The organism is Brachybacterium sp. FME24 (assembly GCF_014897705.1).
Classification (GTDB): Bacteria; Actinomycetota; Actinomycetes; order Actinomycetales; family Dermabacteraceae; genus Brachybacterium.
Window position 1 is genome coordinate 12,941 of record NZ_JABUXV010000004.1, and the last position, 12,727, is coordinate 25,667.

Annotated in this window: 10 protein-coding genes; 8 read left to right on the forward strand and 2 right to left on the reverse strand. The window is 70.2% G+C overall.

The genetic code is table 11. From position 1 onward, the window contains the following. Positions 1 to 150 precede the first annotated feature (150 nt). The 3 genes from ileS (at position 151) to INT51_RS05215 (ending at position 5,697) form a co-directional block, all read left to right on the forward strand. Positions 151 to 3,447, forward strand: coding sequence for an isoleucine--tRNA ligase (gene ileS, locus INT51_RS05205; RefSeq protein ID WP_193104155.1), 3,297 nt, complete (start codon positions 151 to 153; stop codon positions 3,445 to 3,447). Between the two features lie 224 nt (positions 3,448 to 3,671). After that, positions 3,672 to 5,153 (forward strand): S-layer homology domain-containing protein, encoded by a 1,482-nt coding sequence (locus tag INT51_RS22115; RefSeq protein WP_226832000.1) that lies wholly within the window; start codon positions 3,672 to 3,674, stop codon positions 5,151 to 5,153. Positions 5,154 to 5,256: 103 nt separating this feature from the next. After that, a complete protein-coding gene (locus tag INT51_RS05215) occupies positions 5,257 to 5,697 on the forward strand; it encodes a hypothetical protein (RefSeq protein ID WP_193104156.1) in 441 nt (146 codons plus the stop codon). Between the two features lie 88 nt (positions 5,698 to 5,785). On the opposite strand, the gene INT51_RS05220 is transcribed toward INT51_RS05215, so the two are convergent. Both INT51_RS05220 and INT51_RS05225 read right to left on the reverse strand, forming a co-directional pair. Next, positions 5,786 to 7,372: a WXG100 family type VII secretion target gene (locus tag INT51_RS05220; protein ID WP_193104157.1), complete on the reverse strand. Its 1,587-nt coding sequence runs from the start codon at positions 7,370 to 7,372 to the stop codon at positions 5,786 to 5,788. After that, positions 7,369 to 8,139 carry a hypothetical protein gene (locus INT51_RS05225; protein WP_193104158.1) on the reverse strand — a complete coding sequence of 257 codons (771 nt, stop codon included), beginning with the start codon at positions 8,137 to 8,139 and terminating at the stop codon, positions 7,369 to 7,371. The genes INT51_RS05220 and INT51_RS05225 overlap by 4 nt, the downstream gene beginning before the upstream one ends. A 216-nt stretch (positions 8,140 to 8,355) precedes the next feature. Here INT51_RS05225 and INT51_RS05230 point away from each other — a divergent pair, with 216 nt between their 5' ends. The 5 genes from INT51_RS05230 to ftsY all read left to right on the forward strand — a co-directional run bounded on the left by INT51_RS05230 (position 8,356) and on the right by ftsY (position 12,585). Next, positions 8,356 to 9,705 carry a folylpolyglutamate synthase/dihydrofolate synthase family protein gene (locus tag INT51_RS05230; RefSeq protein ID WP_193104383.1) on the forward strand — a complete coding sequence of 450 codons (1,350 nt, stop codon included), beginning with the start codon at positions 8,356 to 8,358 and terminating at the stop codon, positions 9,703 to 9,705. 2 nt (positions 9,706 to 9,707) lie between these two features. Next, positions 9,708 to 10,127: a DUF4233 domain-containing protein gene (locus INT51_RS05235; RefSeq protein ID WP_193104159.1), complete on the forward strand. Its 420-nt coding sequence runs from the start codon at positions 9,708 to 9,710 to the stop codon at positions 10,125 to 10,127. 64 nt (positions 10,128 to 10,191) lie between these two features. After that, the gene (gene ndk / locus INT51_RS05240; protein ID WP_193104160.1) at positions 10,192 to 10,617 is read left to right on the forward strand and encodes a nucleoside-diphosphate kinase; all 426 of its coding nucleotides are present in this window, start codon (positions 10,192 to 10,194) and stop codon (positions 10,615 to 10,617) included. A gap of 82 nt (positions 10,618 to 10,699) precedes the next feature. Then, complete coding sequence (locus INT51_RS05245) at positions 10,700 to 10,870, forward strand: hypothetical protein (RefSeq protein WP_193104161.1); 171 nt, start codon at positions 10,700 to 10,702, stop codon at positions 10,868 to 10,870. Between the two features lie 113 nt (positions 10,871 to 10,983). Then, a complete protein-coding gene (gene ftsY, locus INT51_RS05250; RefSeq protein ID WP_193104162.1) occupies positions 10,984 to 12,585 on the forward strand; it encodes a signal recognition particle-docking protein FtsY in 1,602 nt (533 codons plus the stop codon). The last annotated feature ends 142 nt before the right edge of the window (positions 12,586 to 12,727 follow it).

Genomic DNA, 12,727 nt, shown 5'->3' on the forward strand with positions numbered 1-12,727 from the left:
GAACAAGGGGACGCCCCCGCGACGGCCGAGCCGCTGCGGATCCGGCGTCAACCGGGGTGGTACCGCGCCACCGGCCTCCGGGCCGGAAGCGTCCTCGGACATCGTGATGTCCCAGCCCCCGCCCCCTGTTCTTCTTCGGAGGTCCATCCCATGGTCTACCCGGTCAGCGGAGACCCGCTCGTCCCCTCGCCGAACCTGCCCGCGCTCGAGAACACCATCCAGGAGTTCTGGCGCCAGGACGACACCTTCCGCGCCTCGATCGCCCAGCGCGAGGGCGCCGAGGAGTTCGTCTTCTACGACGGCCCTCCCTTCGCCAACGGCCTGCCCCACTACGGTCACCTGCTGACCGGCTTCGTCAAGGACGTCATCCCGCGCTTCCGCACCATGTGCGGGAACAAGGTGGACCGCCGCTTCGGCTGGGACACCCACGGGCTGCCGGCCGAGCTCGAAGCGATGCGCGAGCTCGGGATGACGGAGAAGGCGGAGATCGAGGAGATGGGCGTCCAGGCGTTCAACAACGCCGCCCGCAACTCGGTGCTGAAGTACACCAAGGAGTGGGAGGACTACGTCACCCGCCAGGCCCGCTGGGTCGACTTCGAGAATGACTACAAGACCCTCGACGTCACCTTCATGGAGTCGGTGCTGTGGGCCTTCAAGACCCTGTACGACAAGGACCGCGCCTATGAGGGCTACTACGTGCTGCCCTACTGCTGGAACGACCAGACGCCGCTGAGCTCCCACGAGCTGCGCATGGACGATGACGTCTATCAGGATCGCCAGGACCAGACCGTCACGGTCACCTTCCCCTTCACCGGGGACAAGGCCCGCGAGCTGGGCCTTGCGGGCGTCAACGCCCTCGCCTGGACGACGACCCCCTGGACCCTGCCCACCAACTTCTCCCTCGCCGTCGGGCCGGAGCTCGAGTACGCGGTGATCCCCGCCGGGCCGCTGGGTACGGCCGACGGCGCCGCCGAGGGTCAGGGTCGCTACCTGATGGCGACGGCGCTGGTCGGCTCCTACGCCAAGGAGCTCGGGTACGCCAGCGGTGAGGACGCACTCGCCGCCCTCGAGGAACGCGTCTACGCCGGGTCCGAGCTCGAGCACGTCGCCTACGAGCCGCTGTGGACGGTCTACTCCGAGGACCGCTCGACGTGGGGCACGCAGAACGCGTGGATCGTGACCGTGGCCGACTATGTCTCCACCGATGACGGCACCGGCGTGGTCCATCAGGCCACCGCCTACGGCGAGGTCGACCAGCAGGTCAACGCCGAGTACGGCATCCCCGTCATCGTCTCCGTCGACGACGGTGCGCAGTTCTTGGACTACTTCGCCGGCACGGAGCTCGACGAGATCGCCGGGGTGCAGGTGTTCGAGGCGAACCGGCCGATCATCCGCAACCTCCAGCGCGCCGGGCGCCTCGTGCGCGAAGCCAGCTACGTGCACTCGTACCCGCACTGCTGGCGCTGCCGCAACCCCCTGATCTACAAGGCCGTCAGCTCCTGGTACGTGAAGGTCGCCGACCAGCGCGAGCGCATGCTCGAGCTCAACGAGCAGATCGACTGGGTGCCCGGAAACGTCAAGGACGGTCAGTTCGGCCGCTGGCTCGAGGGCGCTCGCGACTGGGCGATCTCCCGCAGCCGCTACTTCGGCACGCCCATCCCGGTGTGGAAGAGCGATGATGCGAACTACCCGCGGATCGACGTGTACGGCTCCCTCGCGGAGCTCGAGGACGCCTTCGGGCAGCTCCCGCTCGACGAGCACGGCGAGGTCAACCTCCACCGCCCCTACATCGACGACCTCACCCGGCCCAACCCCGACGACCCGACCGGGCGCTCCACCATGCGCCGCGTCGAGGAAGTCTTCGATGTCTGGTTCGACTCCGGCTCCATGCCGTACGCGCAGGTGCACTACCCGTTCGAGAACACCGAATGGTTCGAGTCCCATAACCCGGCGGACTTCATCGTCGAGTACGTCGGCCAGACCCGTGGCTGGTTCTACATGATGCACGTGCTCTCCACCGCGCTGTTCGATCGTCCCGCCTTCACCTCGGTGATCTGCCACGGCATCGTCCTCGGTGAGGACGGGCAGAAGATGTCCAAGTCGCTGCGCAACTACCCCGACGTGCGGGAGATGTTCGACAAGTACGGGGCCGACGCCATGCGCTGGTTCCTCATGAGCTCGCCGATCCTGCGCGGCGGCAACCTCGTGGTCGACGAGCCGAAGATCCGCGACGCCACGCGCCACGTGGTGCTGCCGCTGTGGAACGTCTGGTACTTCCTGGGGCTGTACTCCAACGCCGCGGGGGAGAAGGACTCCGAGGGGCGGCCGACGGGCTACCGCGGCCGCACCCGCTACGACTCCGACGACGTCATGGACCAGTACCTGCTGGCTCGCACCGGTGACCTCGTGCGCGACGTGCGCGAGCAGTTGACCGCGCTCGCGATCGCGGACGCTTCCGAGCTGATCCAGGACTACCTGGACATGCTCACCAACTGGTACGTGCGCCGCTCCCGCGACCGCTTCTGGGAGGGCGATGAGCAGGCCATCGACGTGCTCTCCACCTGCCTGGAAACGCTGTGCCAGGTGGCGGCCCCGCTGCTTCCCATGGTCACCGAGGAGATCTGGAAGCAGCTCACCGGCGGCCGCTCCGTGCACCTCACGGACTGGCCCGACGACACCCTGTTCCCGCGCGACGCGGCACTGGTCACCCAGATGGACGACGTGCGCCACGTGGCGAGCGTCGGCAACTCCCTGCGCAAGAAGGAGCAGCTGCGCGCGCGCCTACCGCTCGCGGAGCTCACCGTGGTCCACCACGACCCGGCATCACTGGAGGCCTTCGCCTCGATCGTCTCCGACGAGCTCAACGTCAAGGCCGTGCGGCTGCTGGACGTGGCGAGCGAGGAGGCCCAGGGCATGGGCGTCGAACAGCGCCTGAGCGTCAACGCCCGTGCCGCCGGGCCGCGCCTCGGCAAGCAGGTCCAGACCGTCATCAAGGGCGCCAAGAGCGGCGACTGGTTGCTCGACGACGCCGGCGTGGTGACCTCCGGGGGTATCGAGCTGGTGGAGGGGGAGTACTCCCTGGACCTCGTCGCCGGGGAGTCCTCCGCGATGGAGGGGCGCTCCGTGGGTGTGCTGCGTGGTGGCGACTTCCTCGCTCTGGACACCCGGGTGAGCCCGGAGCTCGAGGCCGAGGGCACGGCCCGTGATGTCGTGCGCGCCATCCAGGCCGCCCGCCGTCAGGCAGGGCTCGAGGTCTCCGACCGGATCCGCCTCACTGTGGACGGCGACGAGCCTGTCACCACGGCGGTCGCCACCCATCGCGAGCTGGTGGCCGGTGAAGTGCTGGCGGTGGATCTGGCCGTGCCCGCAGCGCCGGGCGCGCAGGCGCACACCGCGAGTGAGAAGGTCTCTGGAGGCACCGTGACGGTCTCCGTCGTGAAGGCCTGATCACGAGCCGCCCGGGGAGGTGGCAGCGTTCGAGGGGATGAGCGGCGGGGCGACGCGAGAGCGGCGCCCCGCCGCTTTCACGAGGGCTTCGGGGCTGACCGCGCGGGCCTGCGACATCGTGGACGTTGCAACTTGGCATCACCTGGTCATCGCCGGGTTCCCGGCTTTGGTCGCCGCTAGGATCAAGACGGATCGGGTCCGCGATCCCCGAACTGGAGATGCTGATGGTCGCCCCACCGTTCTTCCCCACCTCGTCCGCCTCCGGCCCCTCCGGGCGGCTCGCTCGTCCGGCCTCCCGGTCTGCTCCCACCTCGCGCCTCGCACTGCTCGTCCTCGCCCTCGCCCTGCTGGCAGGAAGCGTGCTCCTCGGCGCCCCGGGCGCGCGGGCCGAGACGCCGCCGCCCGGGCTCGGCGGCTTCCTCCCCGGCAACCTCATCACCGATGCGCGGATGTTCGACGGCGACGCGATGACCCGCGCTCAGGTCGACACCTTCCTCGACGACAAGGGCAGCGCATGCCGCCTCGGTCCCGACGGCGCCCCGTGCCTCAAGGACCTCACGATGAACACCCCGCAGCGGCCCGCCACCGCCTACTGCGAGGCGATCCCCGCGGTCAGCTCCGCCAGCGCCGGCCGCATCATCACCGACGTGTCCCGGGCCTGCGACGTGAGCCCGCGGGTGTTCCTGGTGATGCTGCAGAAGGAACAGGGACTGGTCACCACCACCTCGCCCACGCAGAAGAAGCTCGATGAGGCGCTGGGGTTCCGGTGCCCGGATTTCCTGGGCTGCGACCCCGCGCACGCCGGTTTCGCGCAGCAGGTCTACAACGCCGGCTCCCGGCTCCAGGAGTACGGCGACCCCGGCCAGGGGTTCCGCTACCAGACGGGTCGCACGTACACCATGCAGTACAGCCCGTACCCCTTCTGCGGGGGCGGCACCGTGACGCTCGCCAACCGGGCGACCGCCGCGCTGTACAACTACACGCCGTACACCCCCACCCAGACCACCCTCGACGCCGGCTCCGCCGCGGTCGCCGACGACGTGTGCGCCACCTACGGCAACCGCAACTTCTTCCGCCTCTACTCGCAGTGGTTCGGCACGCCGAACGGGAGCAGCGCGTCCCGGTACCCGGTCGCCGCCCCGATGGGGCAGACCCCCTCGGCCCCGTTCACGGACGTCACCTACGGGAATTCGATCTTCTTCACCGAGATCGCGTGGATGAAGTTCACGGATCGCTCGACCGGCTGGCCGGACGGCACCTACCGCCCGCTCACGCCCATCGCCCGCGACGCCATGGTCGCCTTCCTCTACCGCTCCGCCGGCTCTCCGGACTTCACGCCCCCGGCCACCTCTCCCTTCCGGGACGTGAGCCGTTCGTCGTCGATCTTCTACAAGGAGATCACCTGGGCGTATTCCGAAGGGATCACCACCGGGTGGGCGGACGGCACCTTCCGCCCGCTGGAGGCCGTCAACCGCGACGCCATGGCGGCGTTCCTGTACCGCGCCGACGGATCCCCGGCGTACAGCCCGCCGTCGAGGTCGCCGCTGCGGGACGTCACCCGCAGCTCCTCGATCTTCTACGACGAGATCAATTGGGCCTACGACGCCGGGATCACCACCGGATGGCCGGACGACACGTACCGGCCGCTGACGGCGATCAACCGCGATGCGATGGCCGCCTTCGTGTATCGGATGGAGATCGACTGATCACTGGGGCGGGCGCGCCGGCGGCGTTGTGCACGAGCGCGCACGGACGATGCACGGGGATGACATGCTTCTGCCAGAGCATCGGCACGAGGAGTGGAGCATCGTGAACAGACGGGGACTACTGGGGGGCGTCGCCGCGCTGGCGACCGTGGCCCTGAGCAGCTGCGGCAACGGCCTCAACGACCTCGCCGAGAACGCTGCCGAGGCCGCGAACGGCGTCGACGGGATCGCGTCAGCGCAGCTCGAGCTGTCTCGCGGAGCCAATTTCGAGCGTCTCCTGCACGGCACACTCTCCCTCGACGCGGCGGATCGGGGCGCCGGCCTCACCGTGTACGACGAGGCGATGCGGCAGATCGTCACCGTCATCCATGACGAGGTCGATGCAGAGACGGCCACCGGGCTCCGGGTGGGTGGTGTCGCGGCCGCGCTGGCCGGTGGCGACGAGATGACGCCCCTGGACCTCGACCCCGATATGCCGACATCGGATCCCCGGCTCGACCGGGTGACCGCGGGCGCGTTCTACGGCAAGTACGGGCTGAGCTGACCGCACTGCGCGAAACCGGTCGGTCTGACCTGGCCAACGGTGCTCGCCACCGTGCTGCGCAGCCCTCGCCGTCACCAGGACACCGAACTCAGGGCTCGCCGCGCCCGACGGTCACCACCTGCGACCGGGAGACGTACGTGCCGTCGCCCAGGTACACCCCGGTCAGATCGTTCTGCAGAGCCGCCAGCGTCGGATCGCTCGCGGTGTTCCTCGCGACCGTGCCCGCATACCCGCCCTCGGGCCCGCCTTCCAGCCCCACCGAGTCGTGGTTCGACTCGAGCACCGTGACGGGGTCGAGGGAGGCGACCGGATAGCCGGGCAGCGCGACCTCGTGCCGGTTGGGTGCGCCGAGCGTCCCTCCGTCGACCTGGGCACCGCCCAGGTCGAGCCCGGCGATCAGATCCCCGCTGATCCCGCCGCCCGTGTCGATCCCGACCTCGTGGTTCACGTTCACGGAGTGGGTCGACCCCTGGGCGGGAACCACCGTCTGCACCGGGGAGCCGACCGAGAAGGTGTGGGTCACGTCGAAGGTTCCCGGCCCGCCGGACGAGCTGTTGAAGCTGGGATCGGCCGCGAGATGGTTCGCCACGATCCCGCCCTGGGAATGGCCGACGATCATGACGTTCGACCCCGCAGGCACCTCGGCCGCCGCCATCGCGGCCCGCACATCGTCCATCGCGGCCGGGTGCTGACCGGCGACCAGCCGCAGGTTCGATCCCCAGTCACGGGAGTTGCCCTGGCCGCCGTAGGCGTCGGAGCCGGAGAGGACATCGGCACCCTCGGTCGGTGGCACCTGCACGATGTACACGGGCTCGGCGCCCTCCGCGCCGCGGACCTCCTGGATACCGATCTGTCCGTTCTCCAGACCTGCGCCGGAAGGGTTGCCCAGCCGCAGGGCATCGTTCTGCACGATCAGGTCCTGCAGGGTCTGCGGGCTCTGCGACGGCCCCGGCCCGGCGACGACGGAGTCCACGATGCCGCCGGGACGGTCATCGAGCCAGGGGGTGTCCTCGCCCGTGACCGCCTCGTACGTGCCCACCCCCGCCGAACCGAGGGTCAGCACGCCGGCGGCGCCGAGCTCGGCGATGGTCGGCACGCGCTCGCCGGTCGCCCAGTCTTCGAGGATCCCCCCGAGATGGTCGGTGTCGCGCTGGAACTGGCCGATGCCCTCAGTGTTGGCACCGAGGGCATCCAGACCCTCCTCGAGGAGGTCGACCCCGGTATCGACACCCGAGCCGATCGCGTCCGATACCAGACCGGCGAGATCGGACACGGCCCCTTCGGCCGGATTCTCGAGCCAGTTCGGGATCCACGGGTTGTCGTCATCTCGGTAGCCACCGCGGGAGTCCGAGGCGTCCGCGGCAGGGAGGGTGTTCGGGGCCTGCGCCGGCCCGGAGGCAGCATGGTCGCTGTCCGAGGCGACGTCCTGCTGATCCGCCTCGCCGTGACCTCGGCCGCTCAGCTCGGCGAGGTCCTCTCGCAGTGCGACCAGTTGGGCGGAGGCCATGTCGTCCCAGCAGCCTCGGAGCTCGTCCGCGTCCGGGCCGATCCACGCCACCCCGTGCACAGCGGCATCGAGACGGTCCCTCAGGGCGTCGACCTCCCCGGACGATGCCCGCAGCCGCTCGGCATGGGCGCGCACCTGCTCGGTGTCCATCCCCTGGAAGGCGGTCATCGGGCACCGCTCCGTGCGGCGCAGGCCGCGGCGAAACGCACCCCCTCCTCGAGGATCGGCAGCGCGGTGCCGAGCACATCGCCGTCGTCGACCGGATGGACCAGAGGCAGCGGAGCGTCGGCGGCGTCCATCCGGTAGAGGCCGCGCTCTCCGCGCGCCCAGAGTCGCGACCAGGTCACCGGTTCTTCGGTGACCGTGCCGGACGGATCGTGCAGCGTGAGCGAGAGGGACAGCCGCGGACCGCTCGCGGTGAGGGCGTCGCGCAGTCGTTCGTCCGGGCCGGCCGCGAGAGCGAAAGCTTCCTCGGGGGAGGACCCGGCGCGCAGGGACCGATGGACGTGAGCGATCTGTGCCGGGGTGAGGCGAAGCCCGTCGGAGGTCCGTTCGAGGTTCAGGTGCGGTGCGTGCTGGTCGACGCCGGCGTCGGCGAGCAGCTCGCTGATGACTGCGGGCACCTGGTCGACGGGGATCGCCAGCCACTGCGAGGGGTCGTCGTCGCGGGAGGACTCCAGGGTTGCCTCGGCGGGCGCCACGGCGATGCGCAGCCGACGGGTCGATCCCTCGTGGGCGGCCGCCACCACGAGCAGAGCCGGAGCGGTGAACTGCCGGACGACGAGGTCCGCGTCGCCCTCGGCCGGAGCGCTGAGCGGCGCCGGCAGCAGGTCGGGCACCAGGGCCCGGTACACGGGATTCCAGTCATGGGGCGGGGCGGAGCTCTCGGCGGCCCACCGGGCGGCCTGCTCCACTCGGGCGGTCAGCGGTGACATGGCCGTTCTCCTCGCGCATTCGGGCCGGGTCCACCGGCGCAGGTGATGCCCCTGAGACTAGGAGCGGGGAGGTCGCGGGCCCATGGGGACAACTCCCCATGTGGATGAGCACATCGTGGGGAGGAACGATTCCCCAGCGCCCCCTCGTACACTGATCAGCGCCCCCTCGCCCGCCACATCTCAGGAGCCGCTGTGCCCCGTTCGTCCCGTCCGGCCATGACGCCCGAGCTGCGTGAGGTCTATGCAGCCCTCCTCGAGCGCGCCCCGGAGAACCGGATCGAACCGGATCTGTCGCGCATCACCCGCGTGATGGACCTGATGGGCAATCCCCAGCAGTCGTACCGGTCGATCCGTATCGCCGGCACCAACGGCAAGACGACCACTGCGCGCATCCTCGAGCGGATCCTGCGCGAGACCGGGCTGCGCACCGGGCGCACCACCAGCCCGCACCTGCACTCGCCCGTCGAGCGGATCGCGATCGACGGCGTCCCCATCGACGAGGAGGGCTTCCTCCAGGCCTACCGCGACGTGGAGCCGTTCGCGGCGATCGTGGACGCGGAGACGGAGGCCGCCGGGGGAGTGCGGCTGACCTACTTCGAGTACCTCACGGCGATGTCCTTCCAGGCTTTCGCCTCCGCCCCGGTGGACGTGGCCGTGGTCGAGACCGGCCTGGGCGGCACTTGGGACGCCACCGGCGTCGTCGATCCGGACGTCACCGTCGTCACTCCCATCTCGATGGACCATCAGGACTATCTGGGGGACACGATCGCTCAGATCGCGGGGGAGAAGGCCGGGATCCTCACCGCCGATGCCACCGCGATCATCGCCTCGCAGCCCTACGAGGACGCCGCCGACGTGCTGCGCGAACGCATCACCGAGCTCGGCGCCGAGGCCGCGATCGAGGACCAGCAGATCGGTGTCCTCTCCCGGACCCCCGGCGTCGGCGGCCAGATGCTGACCCTGCAGGGCATCGCCGGCCGCTACGAGGATGTCTTCCTCTCCCTCCTGGGCGAGCACCAGGCCCGCAACGCGCTGCTCGCCGTCGCCGCCACCGAGGCGCTGCTCGGGGACGGCGGCGCCGCCTTGGACGGCGACCTGCTCGGCGCCGCGCTGTCCACGGTCACCTCGCCCGGCCGCGCCGAGGTCGTCCGCCAGTCGCCGACCATCATCCTGGACGCCGCGCACAACCCGGCCGGGGCCCTGACGCTGGTGGAGACCGTCCGCGAGAACTTCCGCTTCACCCGGACCGTCGGCCTGGTCGGCATCCTCGAGGAGAAGGACGCCGAGGAGATCCTCGCGGTGCTCGAGCCCCTGCTGGATCACGTGATCATCACCCAGTCCTCCTCCCCGCGCGCGATCGCCACCGACGTACTCGCGGACCTCGCCCGCGACGTGTTCGAGGACGAGGACCGGGTGATCGAGCAGGGCAGCCTGCCCGATGCGATCCAGGCCGCCGTGAACCTCTCCGAGACCGAGGGCGACCAGTTCGGCGGGGTCGTGGTCGCCGGATCCGTGACGCTCGTCGCCGAGGTGCGGGACCTGCTCGGCGTCGCGCAGGAGGACTGATCATGTCGATGGACCTCACGCCGTCCCCGCGCCCGCACGGCGCCCAGCGGATGTTCTCGGCGACGACCTTGGTGGTCGAGGCCTTCGTCGTGTTCTTCGCCGTGCTCGTGGCCCATCAGCTGGTGCCGGGGGACCGCGTCGTCTCCTGGGTCTGGGGGATCGCGACGGCTCTCGCCCTGGTGCTGTGCTCGGGACTGCTGAAGCGCGGCGCCTGGCCGTACTGGTTCGGCATGGCGCTGCAGATCCCCGTGATCCTGCTCGGGATCCAGGTCAGCGCGATGTGGGTGGTCGGCATCGCCTTGGCGGCGCTGTTCGTCTATGGCGCCGTGAAGGGGCATCAGCTGGATCGTGAGAAGGATGCCGTCGACGCCCGGGTATGGGCCCAGCGCAGCGGGGAGACGGCGCCGGGCACCGACGGCTGAACCACCGCCACCGCTGCGACGCGCGGGTTCGGATCATGACCGTGGTCGTGGGTACCCTGGTGGCATGACCGCACAGCGCACCCTTGTCCTGCTCAAGCCCGACGCCGTCCAGCGCGGCCTGCGTGGAGAGATCATCCGCCGCCTCGAGACCAAGGGATACGAGATTCTCGCCCTGGCCCAGCGCACCGCCACCTCCGAGGAGCTCACCGCGCACTACGCCGAGCACGAGGGCAAGCCCTTCTACCCCGGCCTCGTGGAGTACATGGGTGCCGGCCCGCTCGTCGCGATCATCGCCGAGGGCGAGAGCGTCATCGCGGGATTCCGTTCCCTCGCCGGTGCCACGAACCCGACCGAGGCGATGCCCGGCACCATCCGCGGAGATCTCGCTCGCGAGTGGGACCTCCCGGTCATCCAGAACCTCGTGCACGGCTCCGACTCGGAGGAGTCCGCGGCCCGCGAGATCGGCATCTGGTTCCCCGAGCTGGGCTGAGCCTGCGGGCTCTGCCCCGGCGTGAGGCGCGCCGCATGGCGCGATACAGCGTATCCACCGACGTGGCGTGCACAATGTGAGCATGCAACTGCCCCTCGTGACGATCCTCTTCCTGGGCCTCGCCGTCCTGGTGGCGCTCGGGATCCTCTTCTTCGTCGCCGCGCCGCATCTTCGCGCGCGCGATCGCGACGATCGCGACGACGAGGAGCATACGGCGCGGGACCGTCGCCACACCTCCCGCACCGGTCGGTGAGCCGTCGCTCGTCCACCGGCGGAGGTCAGAGTCCAGAGCGCACCCCGTCAGCGGCCTAGACTGGCTGTTGGCCGCACCGCATCGTCGGCTTCCCCGACCCCGGAGGTGACCCCGTGGATCCCAATGACATCCTTGCCCTGATCGCCGGAGGCGGCGGCGGCATCCTCGTCATCGGCGCAGGCGCCTGGGCATTCTTGCGCAGCCGCGGCAAGAAGAAGTCCTCTGACGACACCACCGCGCAGAGCGATTCCGAGACCACCACGGGCACCGCGACCCCGCGAACGTCCACGTCGGTCAAGGATCGCCCGGCCAAGGATCGCCCGGCGGCACCCAGCTGGGCCGATACCCTCTCCGCCCCGTCGAAGAAGCCCGTCGAGCGAAGTCCTGAACAGGCAGGGTCGACCGGGTCGACCCTCGAGGAGGATGCAGCCTCCGCGCCCCAGGATGCTGCGAGCCAGGATTCCGCGACGCCGCAGCAGGCCGGGACAGCAGCAGTGCCCACCGGGACAGAGCCGGCGCGGACCGCCGATCCGGCGCAGACGACCGACCCGGCGCAGACGACAGACGTTCCTGCGCAGGCCCCGGAATCCCAGACCTCGGAGACCCCCGGTGCGCCGACCGCACAGGATGCCGAAGCACCAGGTGAAACCTCCGTGGCTCCGACAGCTCAGGGTCCCTCCACCGGAGGTGAAGATTCCGGTGTCGACGTGTCCGACCTCGAGGAGTCCGACGCGGAGTCCGGCGCGCGCGTGCTGGACACGCCCGAGGCCCCCGCGGACCGCATGGTGCGCCTGCGCGAGCGCCTCTCCCGCTCCGGCGCTCTCGGCCGCGGCATCCTCGGCCTCCTCACGCGGGGCAGCGGCGTCGACGAGGACACCTGGGACGAGATCGAGGAGACCCTGCTCCTGGCCGATCTCGGCCCCGACGCCACCGACGAGATGCTCGAGAACCTGCGCCGTCGAATCCAGGTGCTCGGCACCGACGATCCGGCCGCCGTGCGCGAAGTACTCCGCGAGGAGCTGCTGAACCTCATCGATCCGGAGTTCGACCGTCGCCTCTCGGCCAGCCGGCGCGATGCCCCCGACGGCACGGAAGTCCCCTCGGTCATCCTCATGGTCGGAGTCAACGGCACCGGCAAGACCACCACCGTCGGCAAGCTCGCCCGCGTCCTGGTCGCCGCCGATCGCGCCGTCGTCCTCGGGGCGGCGGACACTTTCCGCGCCGCCGCCGCGGAACAGCTCGAGACCTGGGGGTCCCGCGTCGGCGTCGAGACCGTGCGCTCGGACCACGACGGCGCGGATCCGGCCGCCGTCGCCTTCGATGCCGTCAAGGAAGGCATCGGGCAGGAGGCCGACGTGGTCATCATCGACACCGCCGGCCGCCTGCAGAACAAGAAGGGCCTGATGGACGAACTCGGCAAGGTGCGCCGCGTGGCCGAGAAGGGCCTGCACGGAGATGGCATCGCCGAGGTGCTGCTGGTCATCGATGCGACCACGGGCCAGAACGGCATGCAGCAGGCGCGCGTGTTCTCCGAGGCCGTCAACATCACCGGCATCGTCCTGACCAAGCTCGACGGCACCGCGAAGGGCGGCATCGTCGTCAACGTGCAGCGTGAGCTCGGAGTCCCGGTCAAGATGGTCGGTCTCGGGGAGGGCGTGGACGACCTCACCCCGTTCGACCCCCACGGCTTCGTCGACGCCCTTCTGGGCGACTGAACCAGCACCTCCCGGCTCTCCTCCCCGTCCCCCCGTTCACCGTGCCGTGAGACGGGGCGAGTCGTTCTCGGACCCGTCCACCCGACGGGACGGTGGGTCACGGATTGATCACGGCGGCGTATCGGCGTAGGCGAGAGAGCGC